The sequence below is a fragment of the Streptomyces sp. 130 genome, from assembly GCF_007096885.1.
Lineage (GTDB): Bacteria > Actinomycetota > Actinomycetes > Streptomycetales > Streptomycetaceae > Streptomyces.
Map to the genome: position 1 here is coordinate 17,071 of NZ_VJNO01000015.1, position 21,855 is coordinate 38,925.

A 21,855-nucleotide genomic window follows, 5' to 3' on the forward strand; every position below is an offset into this window, starting at 1 on the left:
CACCGCCGGGCGGGCCTGGCTTCACCGCCCGGCGGGCCCGGTTTCGGCAGGCGGCGGGGCTGATTTCGCAGCCGGGCGGGCCTGATTTCGGCAACCGGCGGGGCCTGGCTTCACCGCCGGACGGGCCCGGTTTCGGCAGGCGGCGGGCCTGGCTTCACCGCCGGACGGGCCCGATTTCGGCAGCCGGGCGCGCCTGGCTCCACCGCCGGGCGGGCCTGGTTTCACCGCCCGGCGGGCCCGGTTTCGGCAGGCGGCGGGGGTGGGGTCACAGTCGGGCGATGTCCCTCGGCTGGAAGCGCGGGGCCCTTCTCGGGGGCGTCGCGCCTGAGAGCAGGATCAGGCGGGTCGCCCGGTGGCGCTGGCCCTCGTACGGGGTCAGGAGGTTCAGCATCTCCTCGTCGTCCGCGTGGCGGTTGCCCGCCAGGGCGTGGCCGACGATGCCGGGGAGGTGGAAGTCGCCCACCGTCACCGCGTCCGGCGCGCCGTTCGAGCGTTGCAGGGTCTCCGCCGCCGTCCAGGGGCCGATGCCCGGGATCGCCTGGAGGCGGGTCAGCGCGTCGGGGAGGTCCATCGCGGCCGCCTCCTCCATGCGGCGGGCGACCCGCACCGTGCGCAGGATCGTCGCCGAGCGCTTGCTGTCGACGCCCGCGCGGTGCCAGTCCCAGGACGGGATCAGCGACCAGGTGCGGGCGTCCGGCATGACGTAGAGGCCGTACTCCTGCGGGCCGGGCGCGGGCTCCCCGTACTGGCGCACCAGGAGGCGCCAGGCGCGGTACGCCTCGTCCGTCGTGACCTTCTGCTCCAGGATCGACGGGATCAGCGACTCCAGCACCAGGCCCGTGCGCAGCAGCCGCAGGCCGGGGCGGCGGTGCTGGGTCTGGGCGAGGAGGCGGTGGCGCGGGGTGAAGGCCGCCGGGTCGTCGCCCGCGCCGAGCAGCGTGGGCAGCTGGTCCAGCAGCCAGGGCGCGCCGGGCCCCCAGGCGGACGCCTCGATCCGGCCGTCGCGGGCGACGACGTGGAGCGTGCCGGGGCCCTCGGGGGTGCGGCTGGCCCGGCGTACGGAGCCGTCGGCGACCATCCGGAACGTGGGGTCGGCGGGGCCCCGGCGCAGCGGGCCGAGTACGAGCCTCAGGTCGAGCGGGCCCGGCGGCGTCCAGACACGGGTCTGCGCCGCCGGTACGGGCGTGGCCGCCGCCTGGTGCGGGACGGGCGCGCGCCGGGCGTTGCGGGGAGCGAATCGTCCTGCCACGGAAGAGGTCCTCGGTCGTCGGGGCTGCCTGTCGAGGGTACGGCGCTTTTCGGCCACTCGGTCCCCGTACGGGCCGGAGTGGCCGGGTCGCTCACTCGTCCGAGGAGAACCGTACCGACGCGTCCGGCAGCCGCGCCCCGCACCAGACGCGGACGCCCTCGCGGAGCTCGTTGTCGGCGCCCACCTCCGCGCCGTCGCCGACGACCGCGCCGGCCAGCACCGTACGGCTGCCGACCCTGGCGCCCTCGCCGACCAGGGAGTCCGTGATCACCGCGCCGGGCTCGACGACCGCGCCCGCGAGCACGGTGGAGCCGTCGATCCGGGCACCCGCGCCGATCACCGCGCCGTCGCCGATGACCGTACCGCCGAAGAGCTTGGCGTCGGGGGCGACCGAGGCGGTCGGCAGGACGAGGCTGTCGCCGCAGCGGCCCGGCACCGCCGGGGAGGGCGCGCGGCCGAGCACCAGGTCGGCGGAGCCCCTGACGAACGCCTGCGGAGTGCCGAGATCCAGCCAGTACGTGGAGTCGACCATGCCCTGGAGGTGGGCGCCGTCGGCGAGGAGACCGGGGAAGGTCTCGCGTTCGACGGAGACGGGGCGGCCGGCCGGAATCGTGTCGATGACCGAGCGGCGGAAGATGTACGCGCCGGCGTTGATCTGGTCGGTGACGATCTCCTCGGGCGTCTGCGGCTTCTCCAGGAAGGCGGTGACGCGGCCGGTGTCGTCGGTGGGCACGAGGCCGAAGGCGCGCGGGTCCTCGACCCGGGTCAGGTGGAGGGAGACGTCGGCGCCGGAGTCGGCGTGCGAGGTGACCAGGGCCCGGATGTCGAGCCCGGTGAGGATGTCGCCGTTGAAGATGAGGACCGGTTCGTCCGGGCCCGAGGCGAGCCGGTGGGCGACGTTGCGGATGGCGCCGCCGGTGCCGAGCGGTTCGCGCTCGGTGACGTACTCGATGTGCAGGCCGAGCGAGGAGCCGTCGCCGAAGTACGGCTCGAAGACCTCGGCGAGATACGAGGTGGCGAGGACGATGTGCTCCACCCCGGCGGCCCGGGCACGCGCCAGCTGGTGCGTGAGGAAGGGGACGCCCGCCGCCGGGACCATGGGCTTGGGCGTGTGCACCGTGAGCGGGCGCAGCCGGGTTCCCTTGCCGCCGACCAGGAGGATCGCTTCTTTTGCCTCTGTCACAGCACTGTCTTCGCTTCCTGCTGGGCCGGGCGTCGTTACGGCTGGCCAGTGTATGCAGCCGCAGGGGGGCGCCTTCGGACGGTGGGGCCCGGCCGGCCCCGGTTCTCTGTAGAGACGCGCTCCCGGCCATTCGGTTGCGCGTCCGGTGAAACGGTGTACGCGGCTGCCGCCGGCCCCGCCACGTACGCTTCCGCCATGAACGCCAGCGACCGCACCCCCGCCGACCTGCTGCGTTCCGCGCTCGCCGCGGACCCGGCCCGCCCCCTGGTCACCTTCTACGACGACGCCACCGGAGAACGCGTCGAACTGTCGGTGGCCACCTTCGCCAACTGGGTGGCCAAGACCGCCAACCTGCTCCAGGGCGATCTGGCTGCCGAGCCCGGGGACCGGCTCGCACTGCTGCTCCCGGCGCACTGGCAGTCCGCGGTCTGGCTGCTGGCGTGCGCCTCGGTCGGCGTGGTCGCCGAGGTGGGGGGCGATCCGGCCGCCGCCGACCTGGTCGTCTCCGGCCCGGACACGCTGGACGCGGCGCGGGCCTGCCGGGGCGAGCGGATCGCGCTGGCGCTGCGCCCGTTGGGCGGGCGGTTCCCGCAGGCGCCCGAGGGCTTCGCGGACTACGCGGTGGAGGTGCCGGGGCAGGGCGACCGGTTCGCGCCGTTCGCCCCGGTGGACCCGGACGCGCCGGCGCTGACGGTGGGCGGGGTCTCCTTCACGGCGGCGGAGCTGGTGGCGCGGGGGCGCGAGGACGGGGCGGCGCTGGGCCTGGGCCCCGGTGCGCGGCTGCTGTCGGGGCGTACGTACGACACCTGGGACGGGCTCAGCGCGGGGCTCTACGCGCCGCTGGCGACCGGGGGCTCCGTGGTCCTGTGCCGCCACCTCGACCGGGTGGGCGCCCAGGCGCTGGCGCAGCGGGTGGAGAGCGAGCGGGTCACGCTGACGGTGTGACGGCGGGGGTGGGCCCGGGGCCGGTATGACAAGAGGCCCGGGGAGGGCACTCGTCCGGCCCATCGTGGGCCGAGTCCCCCGTGTCGGCGCTCAACTCCGGTACATGATCTGCCGTACAGACCAGCCGAGGCACAACCAAGCGTGAGGTTCAGCCGTCTACTTCTGCGACCGGCGGCCCAGCGCGCCGCCGAACGTGAAGGATGGACGCAGACGTGACCGAAAGCGCCGGCACTCCGGGCGACCCCGACGACTCGGCCGCGGGCGAGGACCGGACACCGGACGCGCCACCGCCCGGCGCGGCGGCCGCCCCCGGCGGTGAGACCCGCAGCGGGTCCGGGAGCGGCCCCGGGCCCGCCCCGGAGAAACCCTCGGGGGACGGCGGCGGGGGCCTCGACATCACGGTCAGGCGCAAGCACCACTGGCTGCGCTGGACCGCGCTCGGCGCCTCGTTCGTCGTGCTCGTCGCGGCGGGCGTCGGCTGGTGGCTGTACAAGAAGCTGGACGGCAACATCCGGACGGACACCTCGGCGGCGGCCGAGCTGAAGGCGTACGAGAAGGAGCGGCCGGTCTCCGTCGTGCACGACGCGGAGAACATCCTGCTGATCGGCTCGGACAGCCGGGCCGGCGACAACCGCGAGTACGGCCGCGACGACGGCGGCAGCCAGCGCTCGGACACGACGATCCTGCTGCACCTGGCGGCGGACCGGAAGAGCGCGACCGCGATGTCGATCCCGCGCGACCTGATGGTCGACATCCCGGCCTGCCACCAGGCCGGCAAGGCCGCCACCAGGGCCCAGTTCGCGCAGTTCAACTGGGCCTTCGAGATGGGCGGGACCGCCTGCACCATCCGGACCGTCGAGAAGATGACGGGCATCCGCATCGACCACCACATGGTCATCGACTTCAACGGCTTCAAGGACATGGTCGACGCGGTGCAGGGGGTGGAGGTCTGCCTCAAGGAGCCGGTCGACGACAAGGACGCCCACCTCAAGCTCAAGGCGGGCCGCCAGAAGCTCGACGGCGAGCAGGCGCTGGGCTACGTACGGGCCCGGAAGTCGCTCGGCAACGGGAGCGACACCGACCGCATGGACCGCCAGCAGCAGTTCCTGGGGGCGCTCGTCAACAAGGTGCAGAGCAACGGCGTCCTGCTCAACCCGACGCGCCTCTACCCGGTGCTCGACGCGGCCACGAAGGCGCTGACCACGGACCCGGGCCTGGACAGCCTGAAGGACCTCTACGACCTGGTGCGGGGCATGCGCGACGTCCCCACCGAGAAGGTGCAGTTCCTGACGGTGCCCCGGCAGCCGTACCACCTCAACAGGAACCGGGACGAGCTGGTGCAGCCCGACGCGGACAAGTTGTTCAAACAGCTCCGCGAGGACGAGCCGGTCGCCGTGGTGCCCGCCGGCAAGCTCAAGGGCGGCGACAAGAGCCCGGACCCGGCCGACGCCTCGGGGCCGTCGCCCACACCCACGTATTCGGGGAACAATGCCGCGACCGACCTGTGCGAGCAGTAAAGCAATGGCCAAACAGACACCAACATTCCGCGCGCAATGGGAAGAATGCCCGGTTGTAAGGGGCGTGGAATGTGTCACGCGCGTCGCTGGACGCCGAATGAGACGGATAGTGTGACGCGATCCGGTGCTACCGGCCGTCCGGCCGCGCACTTCCGGAGAGAAAGACTGAGCGCCTTTTCGGGGGAGGCGCCTCGCGTGGCACCGACGGAGGACTCGAGCAACCGTGGATGCGCAAAGCCGTGGGCGGGCGGAAGACATGGATCCCGCAGACCAGTGGGTTCTCAACCCGGACACCGGCGATTACGAACTGCGACTGAACCACTCCGGAGGGAACACCCCCCGGTCCTCGGTCCCTCCGGCCCAGCGCGGCCCGTCGAGCACCCCTCGCCGTGCCCCCGCGGCCGACTCCCCGCGGCGCGCAACCGAGGTGCCGCGCCAGGGCGGGCGCCGGTCGGCGAACGGCCCGCGCGGCCGGCAGCGCCCCGCGCCCGGCGACGCCGGCCCGGGGCGTCGTAAGCGCAAGGCCGCCAAGTCGCGCGGCAGGAAGGCGCTGATGTGGACGGGCGGCGTGATGGCGTTCGTGCTCGTGGGGGTCGCGGCCGGCGGCTACTGGCTGTACCAGCGCCTCAACGGCAACATCAACACCGTGGACATCGGCGACGCCGGCAACAAGGACGTCGTCACCGCCAACGCCCCGATCAACATATTGATCATCGGTACGGACAAACGCACCGGTAAGGGCAACGAGGGCTACGGCGACAAGGGCAGCGTCGGCCACGCGGACACCAACATCCTCTTCCACGTCTCCGAGGACCGCACCAACGCCACGGCGATGAGCATCCCGCGCGACCTCATCACCGACATCCCGGACTGCACCTCCAAGCAGGAGGACGGCTCGGAGAAGGACATCCCGGGGCTGAAGCACGTCCGGTTCAACCGGAGCCTCGGCGAGGAGGGCCGCGACCCCGGCTGCACGATGAAGACGGTCACGGAGCTGACCGGGGTGAAGATCGACCACTTCATGATGGTCGACTTCAACGCGGTGAAGACCCTGTCCACGGCGGTCGGCGGCGTCAACATCTGCCTCGACCACGCCATCAACGACCCCAAGTCCCACCTGAATCTGCCCGCGGGCCCGAACAAGGTCCAGGGCGAGGACGCGCTGGCGTTCGTACGGACGCGGCACGCCTACAGCAACGGGAGCGACCTCGACCGGATCAAGGGCCAGCAGCAGTTCATCGGGTCGATGATCAAGCAGGCCAAGTCGGACGACACGCTGACCAGCCCGACGAAGCTGTTCAAGCTGGCGGACGCGGCGACCAAGGCCCTGACGGTCGACAAGGCCATCGGCGACGTGAAGAAGCTCAGCACGCTCGCCAAGGAGATCACCAAGACGAACACGAAGAACATCACGTTCGTCACCATGCCCGTGATCGACAACCCCGACGAGCCCAAGCCCGTCACGGTCGTCCCGCACCCGACACAGGCCGAGCAGCTGTTCTCGATGCTGCGCGACGACACCTCGCTGACCGAGGTCGCCGCGCAGAAGAAGAAGGCCAAGAGCAAGCAGGACGCGCTGCTCAAGGGAACCAAGGCCGCGCCGGCCGACGTCCGGGTCGATGTGTACAACGGTGGCGAGGTCCCCGGCGGAGCCCAGCAGACGGTCACCTGGCTGCAGAACACCAAGGGCGTCCTGAAGTCCACGAACAAGGCCAACGCGCCCGAGAAGATCGCCAAGACGACGCTGGAGTACGCCCCGAACCAGGCGGACCAGGCCCGTGCCCTGGCCGAGATGATGGGGCTGCCCGGCTCCGCGATGAAGCCGGGCACCACCGACGCCGAGGGACTTCAGGCGATGGTGCTGACGCTGGGCAAGGACTTCCAGGCGGCCGGCACGCCCATCACGGCGCCGAAGAAGATCGACATTCCGAAGTCCAGCGCCGAATCCGCGGGGTGCTCCAAGTGACACCGGGCCACCGCGCCATACGAGTCTGAGCAGCAGGGGGGACCTGGTGGGACGGAGCAGCACAGCCGGGGAGGGGACGCGGTCGCGGACGCACTCCCGCCGGAAGGCCGGGGACGGGGGCGACGGCGACCGGGCCGGCGCGCACCCCGGTGACACCGGGCCGGGCGGCGACGGCGGCGGGCGGTCGGGCCATCGGCGTGCCAAGCCGCGTAAGCGGGCTGCGAAGAAGTCCCGAAGACGCCGGGTGCTCCGGTGGATGGCGATATCCATGGCGGTGCTGGTCCTGGGCACCGCCACCGCCGGATACCTCTACTACCGGCACCTCAACAACAACATCCGCAGCAGCGCCCGCACCGGCGGCGACAGCGGTGTGAAGAAGGCCGCGCCGAACGCCCAGGGCGATACGCCGCTCAACATCCTGCTGATCGGCTCGGACAGCCGGAACACCGCGGAGAACGTGAAGCTCGGCGGGAGCAGGGACACGGTCGGGGACAAGCCCCGGGCCGACGTCCAGATGCTGCTGCACATCTCGGCGGACCGGAAGAACTCCTCGCTGGTCAGCATTCCGCGCGACACGATCCTCGAGATCCCCGAGTGCACGGACTCCGAGACCGGCCAGAAGTACCCGGCGACCGACAACAGGCCCATCAACGAATCCCTCCAGCGCGGTGGCCCCGGCTGCACGCTGACCACCTGGGAGAAGCTGACCGGCGTCTACATCGACCACTGGATCATGCTCGACTTCGCGGGTGTGGTGGCCATGGCCGACGCGATCGGCGGCGTGGAGGTCTGTGTGAAGACGGGAGTGTGGGACAAGCCCACGCGCCTCGTTCCCGGCGGCTCCGGTCTGAAGCTGCCCGCCGGCAAGAACACGGTGCAGGGCGAGCAGGCGCTGCAGTGGCTGCGTACCCGGCACGCGTTCGGCAACGACCAGAACCGGGCCAAGGCACAGCACATGTACATGAACTCCATGCTGCGCACGCTGAAGAAGCAGAACCTCTGGTCGGACGCGGGCCGGCTGATGAACCTCGCGGAGACGGCCACCAAGGCCCTCCAGGTCTCCGACGAGATCCGTTCGGTCAAGAAGCTCTACGACCTGGCGATGCAGCTCAAGAGCGTGCCGATCAACCGCATCACCATGACGACGATGCCGACGGCCGAGTGGTCGCAGGACAAGAACAAGCTCGTCCCCGTCGAGAAGTCCGCGGACGCCCTGTGGCGCCTGGTCCGCGAGGACGTCGCGTTCGACAAGAACGGCAAGGAGAAGAAGAAGCCCTCGTCCTCCGCGTCCCCCTCCGGCCCGCCCGCCGCGGATCCGGCGACGCTCGGCGTCTCGGTGGTGAACGGCACGGGTGTCGGCCAGGCGCCCAAGGACGGGCGGGCCTCCGAGGTCGCCGGCATCCTGCACGACAAGGGCTTCGCCGAGGCGGAGACCTCGCAGACCGCCGAGCCGGTCAAGGACACGGCGGTGCGGTACGCGAAGGAGGACGGCGACCAGGGCAGGTCGGACGCGCTGTCCGTCGCCAAGGCGCTGGGCCTCCCGACGACCGCGGTCAAGGCCGACCCGAAGGCCGGCGGGCTGACCGTCGTCGTCGGCGCGGACTGGCGCGAGGGGACCGTGTACAAGGCCCCCAAGGTCGAGGCGGGTGATCTTCCGGAGGGCGCGGACGACCTCAACGCCGCGGACGAGGGTCAGTGCATGGACATCTACTCCGTCTACAAGTGGGACGGAAAGAGCTGACAGGCGGTACGCGAGAGGGGGCGCCCGGTCCGGCCGGGCGCCCCCTCTCGTCGTCCGCGCGGGTCAGGCCACCGGCGCGCCCGGCTCGGCGATCGCCGGGCGGCGGCTCGCGATGACCTTCCTCGCCAGCGAGCGCGGGCTCGTCAGGAAGCCGTAGCCCCAGGACATGTGCATGGTCGCCAGCGCGACCGGGATCTGCGCGCGGGCCTTCAGCGACAGGCCCTTGCCCGCCGGGAGGGAGCCCGCGACGATCGCCGCGACGTACCCGCCGGGGACGATCAGCGCCCACGGGGTGACCGCCGCGCCCACCACGAGGCCGGCCGCGATGGCGACGACGGCGGTCGGGGGCGCCAGGTAGCGCAGGTTGATGGACCCGGCGTGGTAGCGGGCGACGACGTGGCGCCAGCGGCCGTAGTCCTTGTACTGCTTGGCGAGCGCCCGGACGGAGGGGCGGGGGCGGTACTGGACGCGCAGCTCGGGCGAGAACCAGATCAGGCCGCCGGACTCGCGGATGCGGAAGTTCAGCTCCCAGTCCTGGGCGCGGATGAACTCGACGTTGTACCCGTCTGCCTTCTCCAGCGCCTCGCGGCGGAAGACGCCCAGGTAGACGGTCTCGGCGGGGCCCGCCTGGCCGCCGGTGTGGAAGGCCGCGTTGCCGACGCCGATCTTCGAGGTCATGGCCGCCGCGACGGCGTCCTCCCAGGCGTTCTCGCCCTCGGCGTGCATGATGCCGCCGACGTTCTGCGCGCCCGTCTCCTCCAGGAGCCGGACGGCGGTCGCGATGTAGTTCGGCGAGAGCATGCCGTGGCCGTCGACGCGGACGACTATCGGGTGGCTCGACGCCTTGATCGCGGCGTTGAGGGCGGCGGGGGTGCGGCCGGTCGGGTTCGGCACGGTGTGGACACGGGGGTCCTCCGCGACCAGCTCGGCGGCGATCTCGTCCGTACGGTCCGTGGACGGGCCGAGCGCGATCACGACCTCCATCTCGCCCGCGTACTCCTGCTCCAGGATGTGGCGTACGGAGTTACGGAGATGGCGCTCCTCGTTGAGCACCGGCATGATCACGGAGACGGCGGGAGGCTGCGCGGCAGACATGTGGTCCTCGGGTGGTCCTCGGGGGCGCCGGGGGCTCGTACCCCACCAGGCGGTATTCGGCCGCCACGTTACCGCGAACGGGGGACAGCGGCGCGCGCCGCCGGGTGGCCTACCGGGATGAGGATCATATGGGCCTACCGTGCGAACGGTCCCCCTCGCATCGCGGAGGTGTCTCCCCGTGCCCACGCCGCACCGCTCCCCCCGCCCCGTCCGGCCCCGCCCCGCGCCCGCGCGGCGCCGGCGGCCGAGAAGGCAGGGCGGACGGCCGCGCTGGGGCACGCGGGTGGCGACCGGCCTCTCGGTCCTGGTGCTCGGGGCGGGCGGGATCGGGCACGCGGTCGTGACGAATCTGGAGAGCGGGATCGACCGCGTCGACCCGTTCAAGGACATGAAGAACCGGCCTGCGGGCGGGCGCGGCTTGAATCTGCTGCTGGTCGGCACCGACGGCCGCGAGAAGATCGGCGAGGACGAGAAGCGGAAGTACCGGCTGGGCGGTGAGCCCTGCCACTGCACGGACACGATCATGCTGGTCCACCTGTCGGCCGACGAGGAACGCGCCAGCGTCGTCAGCCTCCCCCGCGACAGCTACGCGGAGGTCCCGGCCCATCGGGACCGTACGACCGGCAAGGAGCACGCGGCGCATCCGGTGAAGCTGAACGCGGCGTACGCGGAGGGCGGGCCGGCCCTGACCGTGCGTACCGTCGAACACATGACCGGCGTCAAGATCGACCACTATCTGGAGGTCGACTTCACCAGCTTCATGACCACGGTCGACACCCTCGGCGGTGTGAAGATCTGCACGCCCCGCCCGTTGAAGGACTCCTACACCGGCCTGGACCTCGCGCCCGGGCCCCACACGCTCGACGGCGGCCAGGCGCTCCAGTACGTACGGTCCCGGCACATCGACGGGGCCGCCGACCTGGGCCGGATGCAGCGCCAGCAGAAGTTCCTGGCGTCGTTGATCAAGCAGGCGACGAGCAGCGGGGTGCTGCTGAACCCGGTGAAGTTCCGCGAGGTCGCCTCGACGACGCTGAAGTCCGTACGGGCCGACCGGGGCTTCGACACGGAGCGGATGCTCGCCCTCGGCCAGGCGATGCGGGGCTTCTCCCCCGCGTCGTCGGAGTTCGCCTCGGTGCCGATGGGCGATGTCGCGTACCAGGTCAAGGGCATCGGCTCCACGGTCAAGTGGGACCCGGTCAAGTCGAAGCAGCTGTTCACCGCCCTGCGCGAGGACAAACCCCTCACCACCGCCCGGCCCGCCGAGCAGGACCCCGCGAAGAAGGTGGACGTGCCGCCGCGGCAGATCCGCGTCCAGGTCTACAACGGCACCGCCAAGGACGGCCTGGGCTCCGAGGTCGACGCCGCGCTGCACGCGACCGGCTTCGACACGACCCGGGCCCCGCTCACCGCACCGCAGCACGACCTGAAGCGCACCCTGGTCACGTACGACCCGCGCTGGGACCGGTCCGCGAAGACCCTGGCGGCGGCACTGCCGGGCGCCGAGCTGCGGGCGGTGCCGGGACAGGGGGCGACGATGCGGGTGACGGCGGGCACGGAGCACCACACGGTCGAGCGGGTCCACGCGGAGGAGCCGGAGCCGGGGAGGTTCGGCGCGGTGAGGGGGGACGAGGTGGTGTGCCCGTGAGACGGGGAACCCCAGCCCGTCCGGCACGTGAGGACGGAACCGGTCGGGGGTGAGCCCCGCGCGCCTCGGCCGGCCTCGCGCCTTCAGCCGCCCCTCGCGGAGGCCCGCGACCTCAGTCCTCGATGCCGTCGGCCAGCCGCTTCTCGCGGAGCTCCCTGATCGCGCGGCGCCGTGCCAGGCGGTGGGTGCGGCGGATCTGCGCCTCCTGGTAGCGCCGCTTGTCGCGTTCCGTCTCCGGGATCACCGGCGGCACGGGGCGGGGCCGGCCGTCCGCGTCGACCGCAGCGAACACCAGGTACGCGCTGCCGACCTGGGTGGCGGGCGTCGACTCGTTCCAGCGCTCGGCCATGACCCGGACGCCGACCTCCATGGAGGACCGCCCGGTCCAGTTGACCTGGGCGCGCACGTGCACGAGGTCGCCGACGCGGACCGGCTCCAGGAAGACCATCTCGTCCATCGAGGCCGTGACGGCGGGCCCGCCGGAGTGCCGGCCGGCCACGGCGCCGGCCGCGTCGTCCACCAGTTTCATGATCACGCCGCCGTGCACCGTACCCAGCAGATTGGTGTCGCTGCCGGTCATGATGTGGCTGAGGGTGGTCCGGGAGGCCGCGGTGGGCTTGCCCGGAATGTCGCTCTCCGGGCGCGGAGCCTGATCTGTCATACCGTCCACCTTATGCGTGGGCCCGTAGGCCGTCGCAATGCATCAGCTTCGCAACAGCCCCGGTGCGATTTTCCTCGCACCCTGTAAGCGGGACGGCCCCGGCCTGCACACTGGTCCGTATGAACGATTGGCCCGACGGCTGGACCGACGACAACCGCAGCGGCAACCGCTACGGGCAGGGCAGCGCGAGCGAGCGACCCGAGAGCGCCCGCTCGATGCCGCACGTCCAGCGCCGCCCGGCCCCGCCCCAGCAGCGCCCCGCGCCGCCGAGGCAGCGCCCGGTGCCGCAGCAGCCCTCGGGCTACGACGGTGGTTACCCGCAGTACGACGAGGGTTACGACAGCGGGTACAACACCGGCCAGGTCTACGGCACCGGCAGCGGCGGCCACGGCCCGGGCTCCGGCGGTGGCAGGGGCCCGGCGCAGGGCCGCCCCAGACCCGCGCCCAACTGGGGCCGCCGGATCAAGATCGGCGCGCTGGTCCTGGTCGTCGCGCTGCTCGGCGTCTCCGTGGGCACGTACTTCTGGGCCGACTCCAAGCTGAACCGCGCCGTGGACCTGTCGAAGGTCATCGAGCGGCCGGAGGCGGGCAAGGGGACGAACTACCTGATCGTCGGCTCGGACAGCCGCGAGGGCATGACGTCCGAGGACAAGAAGCGGCTCCACACGGGTTCGGCCGAGGGCAAGCGGACCGACTCGATGATGATCCTGCACACCGGCGACAACGGCCCGACGCTGGTCTCGCTGCCGCGTGACTCGAACGTCGAGATCCCGTCGTTCGTCGGCTCCGAGTCCGGCAAGAAGTACCCGGCCACGGGCAGGACGACGAAGCTGAACGCCGCGTACGCCTCGGACGGGCCCGAGCTGCTGGTCCGCACGGTCGAGTACAACACCGGTCTGCACATCGACCACTACGTCGAGATCGGCTTCGGCGGCTTCGCCAAGGTCGTGGACGCGATCGGCGGGGTGGAGCTGGACATCCCGAAGGCGTTCAAGGACAAGTGGTCGGGGGCCGACTTCGAGGCCGGCAAGCAGACCCTGAACGGCCAGGAGGCCCTGGCTTTCGTCCGCACCCGCCACGCCTTCACCTCGGACCTGGACCGTACGAAGAACCAGCAGAAGTTCCTCGCGGCCCTGGCGAGCCAGACGGCGACCTTCTCCACGATCGCCAACCCGTTCAAGCTGTACCCGACGATGGGCGCGGGGCTGGACACGCTGATCGTGGACAAGGACATGTCGCTCTGGTCGCTCGGCAAGATGTTCTTCGCGATGAAGGGCGTCACCGGCGGCGAGGGCACGTCGATGAACATCCCGATCGCGGGCAACGTGGGCTCCAATCTGGCCTGGGACAAGGCGAAGGTGAAGCAGCTGGTGGAGCAGCTGAAGAACGACGAGAAGGTCACGGTCACGGAGAACTGAGGGGGCGCGCGGGCGCGCCTCTTCCCCTTACGCGGCGCCGCCATGCCCGTCCGGATCGTGTACGAGTCGCACGCCACGACCACCGGCAACGAGGCGGGTACCGCCACGGGACGGCTGCCGGGCCGCGTCTCTGCCACACCGGACGGCTGCCGCCGGCTCTCCCTCGCCGGACGCCTGCCCGGACCGGCTCTCCCCGCCGGACGCCTGCCCGGGCCGGCTCTCCCCCGCCGGACGGCTGCCCGGGCCGGCTCTCCCCCACCGGACGCCGCCGGGCCGCCGAACCGGGCGACCGGCGGCGCGGCACCGGGCTCGACGCCGTCTGGACCTTGACCCGGCGCGCGCCGTGGAGACGGCCCGCATCGCATTCGCCGGTGAGCCGTCCCCGGTCCTCCCGCAAGGACGCACGCTGCGGGAATGCGCGCCCGGCTGGAGAGCGTCGTCGCGGACCCGCCGCCGTGGCGGCCGGGCCTCTCCTACACCCTGCCCTGAGCGAGCACCGCCGCGTGCGGCAGGGTCAGCAGACCGTCGTCCGCGAGGAATTCGCGGCACAGCACGTCGTACTCGCGTTTGGCCGCCGCCACGCCCTCCGGGCCGGCGCCGGTCACCATCCCGCCGATCGCGCCGATCCCCGCGGCGGGCCCGGCCCACCACTCCTCCGGATCGACCCGGTGGTCCCAGGCGTGGGTGGCGCTCCGTACGTCCGCGAACCCGGCCGACGCGAGCAGCGCGCTCAAGCCGTCCGGGGTGCGCGCGAAGTCGCGTTCCTCGTCCACCGTGGCCACCCAGTCGGGGCGGGTGAGTCCGGCGGCCTGGGCGGCCCGCCCGACCAGCGCCTGCCCCGGGGTGCCCGGCAGCTGCCAGACGGTGACGGCGACGGTCCCCCCGGGGCGGGTGACCCGGCGCATCTCGGCCAGCGCCTCCAGGGGGCGGCCGACGTGGTTGAGCACGAAGTTGCCGACGACCGCCTCGAACTCCCCGTCGGGATACGGCAGCCGGGGCAGCGTCCCGGAGCGCACCTCGGCCCCGGGCGCCGCCCGCCGGGTCGCCGCGACCATGTCCGGCTCGGCGTCGACCGCCCGGACGGCGGCGCCCCGGGCCAGGGCGGCTACGGTCACGTTCCCGGTGCCGCACCCCACGTCGAGCAGGCGCGTACCGGCGCCGACGCCGGCCGCGTCCAGCAGGGCGGGCACGGTGCGGACACAGAGCAGGGCGGCGGTGCGGGCGAAGGCATCGGCCTGCCCGTCCCATATCCGCCGCTCCATCACGTCGAACGCGGTCATCCGGTGTCTCCTCCGGTACGGCTGGTCGGGGTCTGCGGTTCCGTCTCGTTCAGGTCCTCGTGCAGGGCGCCGAGGACGCGCCCGGTGGGCTCGGCGCGCGCGGACAGCTCCGCGAGGGCCCACCCGGGCAGCCGGCCGGCCACCTCCTCCGGCTCGTCGCCCCGTTCCGGATCGTCCAGCGCCTGGAGCAGGGCGAACGCGGTCTCCCTGGCCACCTCGCGGGCGATCTCGCCCAGTTCCTCGGCGGTGAGCCCGAGGCGCACGGCGCGCTCGACGGCGCCCCCGGCCGCGCCTGCCCGGCGGTAGGCGGCGACCCAGTCGGACGCGGTGGTGCTCCAGGCGTCGATGTCCTGCCACACCGTCCGCAGGAACCGGAACCGGGCCAGCTGCGGCAGCCCCTCCTCGGCCTCGGACTCGGCCCACCCCTCGGCGTCCTCGGCCCCGAGCGCGTCGAACAGCCGGGCCAGCCGCGTCGTGTCCTCCTCCACCGCACTCCCCTCAGCCGCTGCGCGCGTATCGCGCGAGAGCGATGGCCGATGCCGGTCATCGTGCCACGGTCAGCCCTCCCCGGGGCCCCGGGGAGGAGTACAGGACGAGCACGGGAGCGGGCCCGCGGCCGGAGGGGCGGACCGCCTTCGCGGAACCGATGCAGCGCCACCGGGTCGCGGGAAACCACGACGCGGTGCGCCAGGACACGGAGCCCCGCGACCCGGTGCGCCACGACGCCAAACGCTTTGAAAGAACCCGGGAAAGAACCCAACCCCACCCCACCCGAACCCGGTACGAACGCTGATCACTCGCGCGGGTGACAAATGGCAACTGAGCTGGATTTGGGGCCGGTTGTCGGGCATATGCTCGCGGCACCAACCACAGACACGAGTCGGCCCCGACCGGGACAGCGAATCCCGGACGGGGCCTGACCACCGAGGAAGAAGAGACCTTCCCGATGACTGCCCAGCAGGCTATCGCGCCCCAGTGCGCCCCGCCCGGTTCCACCGGCGGCGTCACACCGACCTCCGGTGTCATCCACGTCAACTCCCGCCACACGTCCGGCTTCACGGTCATCGGCAACCACCTGGCCCAGCACGGCGACCTCTCCCTCCTCGCGATCGGTCTCGCCGTCCACATCCAGTCGCTGCCCGAGGGCGCGAAGATCGGCGTCAAGGTGCTCGCCGCGCGCTTCCCGGAGAGCGAGATGCGGATCGCCGCCGCACTGCGGGAGTTGGAGGCGGCGGGCTATCTGCGCCGCATCCGCGTCCGCCTGCGGGACGGCCGCGTACGCACGCGTACGGAGTCGCACAACCGGCCGTACGCCACGGCTCCGCCGGCCCCGGTGCCACGCGACGCCCCGCGCGAGACGGACCCGCCGCCCACCGCGCCGTACGACTGCACCGCCACCCCCGCCCCGACGCCCCCGCCCCGCGAAGCACGCCCCGAGCGGAAACCCGGTGCCGCACGCGTGCTGAAGCCGCTCCCCCGGCCCCGCACCCCCGCACTCCACGAGACCGCCGCCCTGCTCCTCGCGGACCTCCGCCGCCACGCACCCGTGCTGACGCTCTCCGAGGCGGACGTGGCCGCCCTCGCCCCGGGGGTGGCCGCCTGGCTGGAGCGCGCGCACCCCGACGCCATCCGCCGGGCCCTCACCGCAGACCTCCCGGCGCCCCTCGCCCACCCGGCGCGCCTCCTCCGCCACCGGATCACGGCCCTCCTGCCACCCCCACTCCCGGCCCCGGCCGCAACGCCCGCCGTCATCCCCCTCCAGAACTGCGACGACTGCAACCGCGCCTTCCGCGCCCCGGAACCGGGAGCCTGCCGCGACTGCCGGACGGGCGGTTTCCAGTAACGGAAACTCCACCCTCTTGCTCCCGAGCAACGCGACAGCAAGCATCGGATCGCCGCACTCGTCCGTAAGGAGACTCCGTGAAGCTGACACGACTGGTTGGCCAGTGCGACGAGGGCGAGTGCCCTGCGATCTACATGACGGACCGGGGGACACTCGCCGTCCAAGGAGGCCGTTTAGCCGACCACGGACTGGATATTCCCGCTCACGAGACACTGGTGGAAGTCCCCGTCGAGCTCATCCGAAAGGCCGTGCGTGACAACCTCATCTAAGTCCCTTGGAGAGTGGCTCGAAGGCTTCGAACGGGAAGCGTTCCGGCTTGAGACTCTGGACGATTACAGCAAATCAGGCGGAGTGGAGGCTTACCAAGCTTTTCTGGCGGGAGAGCCGCAGCCGGAGAGCTACAAGAAATCCGGCTGGATCACCACGGTCGGAGACGCAGTTCGGTCAGGAAAGCGCATCTATCGCGTACACATCCTCGCTCGCCCACTGACGGACTATCTACGTTTCGAGCTGTCCTGGGGATACCGCCGCAACATGGCTGCCGGTGAGGAGTTGTACATCCTGGACACCACCACACAGGGCAACCCCATCGCGGATGCACCGGACTTCTGGATGTTCGACGAGCGAGCCGTCGGGAAGATGCGCTACACACGGGACGGCCGGTACACCGGCTCCGAATTCCTCGGAGAGGACCAGCTGTCGGCATACCTGACGTTCAGGGACAAGGCGATGGAGCACGCCATCCCCTTCACCGAATGGTGGGCGAAGTACGGCGAGTGAACAAACACAGCCTCGGACCTGCGCTGCGGGAACTGCGCGAGGCTTCCGGACTCGAAGCCAAAGCAGTTGCCCGTGGCGCTGCCATGTCCCGGTCCAAGCTGTCGAAGATCGAGAATGCGAACACGGCTCCGAGCGTCACCGACGTCGACTGCATCCTCACCGCGATAGGCGTATCGGATGAAGTGAAGGCCGAGTACATGGTCGCAGCCAGAGAAGCAGCGACGGAAGCCACAGCATGGCGGCTGATTCGACGGCTGGGCTACAGCCGCAAGCAGCAGCAGGTGCAGGCCCTCGAATCACAGACCACGCTGCTGCGCCTGTTCCAGCCTTCTCTGGTCCCCGGCCTGCTCCAGACACCTGAGTACGTGCGGGCAGTCTTCGCTCGACGACACTTGAGCGAAGCACAGTTGGAACGAACGATCGGCGCAAGACTGGCGCGGCAGAGTGTCCTGTACTCAGAAGGAAAGACATTCCGTTTCGTCATCACGGAGTCGGTTCTCCGATGGCGGATCGTTCCACCCCTGGTGCTCGTCGGGCAGCTCGATCGGCTGATTTCAGCGTCCCGGCTACCCAACGTGGACATCAGAGTCATCAGGTCATCGGCCCCGCAACGCGATTTTCCGGGGCACTCGTTCTCGATCAAGGATGACCGCATTGTCACCATCGAGACAGTCCACGCAGAAATGGTGGTTACTGATCCCAGGGACATCGCCCTATACGTTTCCAAGTTCGAAGGATTCAGCGCGTCCGCTTGTTCCGGTGAGGAAATGAGAGCGCTGATCGGGCACCTCCGGGACGAACTTTTGCGCGAACAGGAAACCACCTAGGAATCGGCCCCGCACCCAGTCACGATGAGGTGACGAATCCCGAAGTGACGAAGGGTGCACCATGGCAACCACGGTCAAATCCCCTGTCGCCCTGCGACGCGGACGGGACCTCCTCGATCCCGAACTGTTCGAGAAGGTGTCCGAGTTCTGCGCCACGGAGTACGGCCACGAGATGTGCACGGCACGAAATGTCGTGGACCAGGCCCTCGCCTTTCTCAAGGTCATGGGCGATACCCGAGCGTTCGACATGTCGCCGTCCCGGATCGTTGACCCGGGCTGGCACTCGTTCGCGCTCCATACGCGCGCCTACGCCGCCTGGTGCCAGGAGCAGTTCGGCTACTTCCTGGACCACGAACCCGGGGCCGCCGTCCGCACACGCCCGCTGATCGGCTCCGTGGTGGAGCGAGTCAGGGCAGCCGGCTTCTACGTGGACGAGCGGATGTGGGGCGTGGCGAAGGAATGCAACGCTCCGGCCTGCTGCGGCGACGGCGACGGTTGCTGAGCGAAGGCGCGCCGCCCGTGGCCTCCGGCGGCGCGCTCACCGGCAGCAGCCGAGTGACCGTGTACGTCATGTTCGGCGTGGTCTTCGGGTACGCCACCCACCACCGCGACGAACGGCGGCTCGGGGACATTGCCGTTGTCGGCCCCCTGACGCCCGGGGTCGAGTGGGGCCGCCTGTGGCAGATGGCCCGCCACTGCGGACGGCCCAGTGCGGGCGAAACAGAACTTGCCCAGTGGGTACTGGCGCAAGCCACGCGGGCGTTCGTGTGCGGCAGCGGCCGCATCGCACAATTGCGTGAACGCGGGTGGAAATTGCAACCTGGCGGCAAGCGCGTTCGGTTCGAGTCGACGTACGCCAATCGTGACCACCTCTGGACGGGAAACCTGTCCGTCGACGGACTCACCCCCGACCAGATCGCGGAACGGCACACGCTCTACCCCGCCTGACGGCGACTTCCGCGCCCAGGTCCTGGCCCGCGCCGACCATGCCGGCATCGCTGCCATACTCACCGCACAGGGCCTGGGCAGTCGTCCGGTCGCACAACAGTGGAGGAACCTGGTGGCCGTGGACACCTCTTTCTACAAGTCCGCCATGTCGGAGGAGATCCGGGACGAGGGCCGGGCGGAAGGCCGGGCGGAAGGCCGGGCGGAAGGCCGGGCGGAAGGCCGGGCCGAAGGTCTCCTCCTGCTTCTCGGTGTACGTGGCATCGCCCTCACCGACGCGGACCGCGACAAGATCACCACCTGCACCGACCCCCAGCTCCTGCACCAGTGGCTCCAGCGCGCCGCGACGGCCGCCTCCGCCGAGGAAGTGTTCCGCGCCCCGTGACCGATCCGACCGCCACCGACGTCCTCACCGAGCTCGCCGCGCTCGACGACCCCAAGGCCCGCGCCGTCAACGCGCGGCACGGGGACGACCACGGGGTCAACCTCACCAAACTGCGCGCCCTCGCCAAGCGGCTGGGGAAGCGGCAGGAGCTGGCCGTCGAGCTGTGGGAGACGGACGACACCGCCGCGCGGCTCGTGGCGCTGCTGGTCTGCCGGCCGAAGGCGTACCCGCGGGACGAGCTGGACCGCATGCTGCGCGAGGCGCGGGCGCCGAAGGTGCACGACTGGCTCGTGGGGTACGTGGTGAAGAAGAGCCCGTACGCGGAGGAGCTGCGTCTCGCCTGGACCGCGGACGCCGATCCGGTCGTCGCGAGCGCCGGGTGGGCGCTCACCGCCGACCGGGTCGTGAAGAAGCCCGACGGGCTCGACCTGGGCGGGCTGCTCGACGTCATCGAGGCGGAGATGCGCGACGCCCCCGACCGCCTCCAGTGGGCCATGAACACCTGCCTCGCCCAGATCGGCATCGAGCACCCGGAGCACCGCGCCCGTGCCCTCGCGATCGGTGAGCGGCTGGGCGTGCTGAAGGACTATCCGACGCCCCGGGGCTGCACGTCGCCGTACGCGCCGGTGTGGATCGGCGAGATGGTGCGGCGCAAGGGCGGGGCCTGAGCCACGCTAGGCCGCGTTGCGCCAGACCGTCAGGTCTCCCGTGACGAAGGCCAGCTCCGGCAGCGCGGTCGACTTCGTCGCGATCACGTACAGCGCGATGTCTCCCGAGGCGTTCTTGACGCAGATCTCGCTTCCGTTGGCCGAGGTGGCCAGCGGCAGGTTGTGACTCTTGGTGTGGTTGAGAAACAGGCGGCACTCGTCGAGCGTGGCGCCCGGCTTGCCGGGCATCGCCATGAAGACGCTCGTGTCGCTCTTGAGTTCGCAGCCGACCGACTCGCAGCTGAAGCGGATGTCGCCCGTGCGGCCGTCCAGTTCCTTGTCCGGCTCCGCGAGGTTCACCGAGTGCTTCGCGTCCACCATGACCTGGGGGTGCGGCTCCGCCTGCGGCTCCCGGGGCGAGGGTGACACGCTCGGAACGGTCAGCGCGTCGGCGGCCCGGCCCGCCGCCGAGGAACCCGCGGGCTCCGGCGTGGTCCTCCCCGCCCCAGCGGGCGGGGTGGCGGACACCGACGCCGGCGCACCGGCTTCGTTCCGGTGTTCTCCCCCGCCCATGGACCCCATCGCCTGCCAGGCCAGACCGAGGGCCAGCAGCGCGCTCACCACGCCGACGCCCGACACCAGCGCGACGCGCCTCCTGCGCGCCCTTCGCTCGGCCGGGTCCACGGGCCGGGGCTCAGGCGCGGCCCAGGGGTTCGTCCGCACCAGGGTGGAATGGGCCACCGGGACCGGAACCGGAGCCGAGACCGGGGACGGGACCGCGACCTCCGGGCCGCCGATCTCCCGCCACGCGGCGGGCGCCCCGTCCGCCTCGGCCTCCGCGCCCAGCCGCTGCCGGCACCACTTCGCGATCCCCGCCGGGGCGGGCCGCTCGGCCGGGTCGGCGGCCAGGCAGCGGGCGAGGAGCGGGCGCAGGGGCTCGGGCAGCAGGGTCAGGTCGGGCTCGGAGTGGATGATCCGGTACAGCACGTAGACGCCCGGGCCGTCACCGTAGAGCGGCTTGCCCAGCGCCGCGTACGCCGCGGTCTGGGCCAGGGCGAAGACGTCGCTCGCCGCCGTGGCCCCCTCCCCGGACGCCTGCTCCGGGGCCATGTACGAGGGGGTGCCGATCGGGTGCCCCGTCGTGGTGTACGAGGACGCGTCGGTGGCCAGGGCGATGCCGAAGTCGATCACGCGCGGCCCGTCGGCGGCCAGCAGCACATTGGACGGCTTCAGGTCCCGGTGCACGATGCCCTCGGCGTGGATGGCCCGGAGCGCCTCGGCCATCCCGGCCATCAGCCACAGCACCGCGGACACCGGCAGGGGGCCCCGCCGGGCCACGGCCTGGGTGAGGGACGGGCCGGGCACGTACAGCGTGGCCAGCCAGGGCGTCGGGGCCTCGGCGTCGGCGTCGACCAGCTCGGCCGTGTACGCGCCGCGCACCCGCCGGGCCGCCCGGACCTCCCGGCCGAACCGCTTCCTGAACGCCGGGTCGTCCGCCAGCTCCGGACGTACGACCTTGATCGCCACGGCCCGGCCGTCCTCGGTGTGCGAGAGGTAGACCCGGCCCATGCCGCCCGCGCCGAGCCGGGCGGCGAGCCGGTAGCCCGCGACCTCGGCCGGATCGGTCGTCTGAAGTGGCTCGAAGACATCCGTCACGTCCATCGGCCCGCTCCCCCACTGTGATGCACCGGCCAACGCCCGCAGCCTAACAACGGCTTCGGGGGCGTT

At 71.6% G+C, this 21,855-nt stretch carries 21 protein-coding genes; 14 read left to right on the plus strand and 7 right to left on the minus strand.

The features are described 5' to 3' along the window. Positions 1-265: 265 nt before the first annotated feature. Together FKN01_RS15290 and FKN01_RS15295 are read right to left on the minus strand one after the other, a co-directional pair. Entirely contained in the window at positions 266-1,249 is a 984-nt protein-coding gene (locus tag FKN01_RS15290) for a DNA-3-methyladenine glycosylase (protein ID WP_143620661.1), read from the minus strand. 91 nt (positions 1,250-1,340) lie between these two features. Next, positions 1,341-2,432, minus strand: a complete 1,092-nt coding sequence (locus FKN01_RS15295) for an NDP-sugar synthase (RefSeq protein ID WP_143620663.1) — start codon at positions 2,430-2,432, stop codon at positions 1,341-1,343. A 195-nt stretch (positions 2,433-2,627) separates the two neighbouring features. On the opposite strand from FKN01_RS15295, the gene FKN01_RS15300 reads away from it, so the two are divergent. The 4 genes from FKN01_RS15300 (at position 2,628) to FKN01_RS15315 (ending at position 8,601) form a co-directional block, all read left to right on the plus strand. Further along, positions 2,628-3,377, plus strand: coding sequence for a TIGR03089 family protein (locus FKN01_RS15300; RefSeq protein ID WP_143620665.1), 750 nt, complete (start codon positions 2,628-2,630; stop codon positions 3,375-3,377). A 212-nt stretch (positions 3,378-3,589) separates the two neighbouring features. Then, positions 3,590-4,894: an LCP family protein gene (locus tag FKN01_RS15305; protein WP_143620667.1), complete on the plus strand. Its 1,305-nt coding sequence runs from the start codon at positions 3,590-3,592 to the stop codon at positions 4,892-4,894. Positions 4,895-5,150: 256 nt separating this feature from the next. Then, complete coding sequence (locus FKN01_RS15310; RefSeq protein ID WP_260696893.1) at positions 5,151-6,860, plus strand: LCP family protein; 1,710 nt, start codon at positions 5,151-5,153, stop codon at positions 6,858-6,860. Between the two features lie 256 nt (positions 6,861-7,116). Beyond that, complete coding sequence (locus tag FKN01_RS15315; RefSeq protein WP_260696894.1) at positions 7,117-8,601, plus strand: LCP family protein; 1,485 nt, start codon at positions 7,117-7,119, stop codon at positions 8,599-8,601. Between the two features lie 63 nt (positions 8,602-8,664). Here FKN01_RS15315 and FKN01_RS15320 read toward each other — a convergent pair whose 3' ends face one another. Then, positions 8,665-9,696: a glycosyltransferase family 2 protein gene (locus FKN01_RS15320; RefSeq protein WP_143620669.1), complete on the minus strand. Its 1,032-nt coding sequence runs from the start codon at positions 9,694-9,696 to the stop codon at positions 8,665-8,667. 283 nt (positions 9,697-9,979) lie between these two features. Between FKN01_RS15320 and FKN01_RS15325 the strand changes: the two genes are divergently transcribed. Beyond that, complete coding sequence (locus FKN01_RS15325; protein ID WP_143620671.1) at positions 9,980-11,341, plus strand: LCP family protein; 1,362 nt, start codon at positions 9,980-9,982, stop codon at positions 11,339-11,341. A 112-nt stretch (positions 11,342-11,453) separates the two neighbouring features. On the opposite strand, the gene FKN01_RS15330 is transcribed toward FKN01_RS15325, so the two are convergent. Next, the gene (locus FKN01_RS15330; RefSeq protein ID WP_143620673.1) at positions 11,454-12,002 is read right to left on the minus strand and encodes an acyl-CoA thioesterase; all 549 of its coding nucleotides are present in this window, start codon (positions 12,000-12,002) and stop codon (positions 11,454-11,456) included. Positions 12,003-12,121: 119 nt separating this feature from the next. Here FKN01_RS15330 and FKN01_RS15335 point away from each other — a divergent pair, with 119 nt between their 5' ends. Further along, positions 12,122-13,420, plus strand: a complete 1,299-nt coding sequence (locus tag FKN01_RS15335; RefSeq protein WP_143620675.1) for an LCP family protein — start codon at positions 12,122-12,124, stop codon at positions 13,418-13,420. 473 nt (positions 13,421-13,893) lie between these two features. On the opposite strand, the gene FKN01_RS15345 is transcribed toward FKN01_RS15335, so the two are convergent. Beyond that, positions 13,894-14,700 carry a class I SAM-dependent methyltransferase gene (locus tag FKN01_RS15345; protein WP_143620677.1) on the minus strand — a complete coding sequence of 269 codons (807 nt, stop codon included), beginning with the start codon at positions 14,698-14,700 and terminating at the stop codon, positions 13,894-13,896. Continuing rightward, a complete protein-coding gene (locus FKN01_RS15350; RefSeq protein ID WP_143620679.1) occupies positions 14,697-15,188 on the minus strand; it encodes a hypothetical protein in 492 nt (163 codons plus the stop codon). The genes FKN01_RS15345 and FKN01_RS15350 overlap by 4 nt, the downstream gene beginning before the upstream one ends. Positions 15,189-15,646: 458 nt before the next feature. Here FKN01_RS15350 and FKN01_RS15355 point away from each other — a divergent pair, with 458 nt between their 5' ends. The 8 genes from FKN01_RS15355 (at position 15,647) to FKN01_RS15390 (ending at position 20,148) form a co-directional block, all read left to right on the plus strand. After that, a complete protein-coding gene (locus tag FKN01_RS15355) occupies positions 15,647-16,543 on the plus strand; it encodes a helix-turn-helix domain-containing protein (protein WP_143620681.1) in 897 nt (298 codons plus the stop codon). Between the two features lie 77 nt (positions 16,544-16,620). Further along, the gene (locus FKN01_RS33190; RefSeq protein WP_143620683.1) at positions 16,621-16,812 is read left to right on the plus strand and encodes a hypothetical protein; all 192 of its coding nucleotides are present in this window, start codon (positions 16,621-16,623) and stop codon (positions 16,810-16,812) included. Then, positions 16,796-17,323, plus strand: coding sequence for a DUF6879 family protein (locus tag FKN01_RS15365; RefSeq protein WP_143620684.1), 528 nt, complete (start codon positions 16,796-16,798; stop codon positions 17,321-17,323). Before FKN01_RS33190 ends, FKN01_RS15365 begins: the two co-directional genes overlap by 17 nt. After that, positions 17,320-18,150 (plus strand): helix-turn-helix transcriptional regulator, encoded by an 831-nt coding sequence (locus FKN01_RS15370; RefSeq protein ID WP_260696904.1) that lies wholly within the window; start codon positions 17,320-17,322, stop codon positions 18,148-18,150. Before FKN01_RS15365 ends, FKN01_RS15370 begins: the two co-directional genes overlap by 4 nt. Positions 18,151-18,211: 61 nt before the next feature. Then, on the plus strand, positions 18,212-18,652 hold the full coding sequence (locus FKN01_RS15375) for a hypothetical protein (protein ID WP_260696895.1): 441 nt from the start codon (positions 18,212-18,214) through the stop codon (positions 18,650-18,652). 17 nt (positions 18,653-18,669) lie between these two features. Continuing rightward, positions 18,670-19,098, plus strand: coding sequence for a hypothetical protein (locus FKN01_RS15380; protein ID WP_143620688.1), 429 nt, complete (start codon positions 18,670-18,672; stop codon positions 19,096-19,098). 118 nt (positions 19,099-19,216) lie between these two features. Then, a complete protein-coding gene (locus tag FKN01_RS15385; RefSeq protein WP_260696896.1) occupies positions 19,217-19,480 on the plus strand; it encodes a hypothetical protein in 264 nt (87 codons plus the stop codon). Next, on the plus strand, positions 19,477-20,148 hold the full coding sequence (locus FKN01_RS15390) for a DNA alkylation repair protein (RefSeq protein ID WP_143620691.1): 672 nt from the start codon (positions 19,477-19,479) through the stop codon (positions 20,146-20,148). Before FKN01_RS15385 ends, FKN01_RS15390 begins: the two co-directional genes overlap by 4 nt. A gap of 6 nt (positions 20,149-20,154) precedes the next feature. On the opposite strand, the gene FKN01_RS15395 is transcribed toward FKN01_RS15390, so the two are convergent. After that, positions 20,155-21,789 (minus strand): serine/threonine-protein kinase, encoded by a 1,635-nt coding sequence (locus FKN01_RS15395; RefSeq protein WP_143620693.1) that lies wholly within the window; start codon positions 21,787-21,789, stop codon positions 20,155-20,157. Positions 21,790-21,855: the final 66 nt, after the last annotated feature.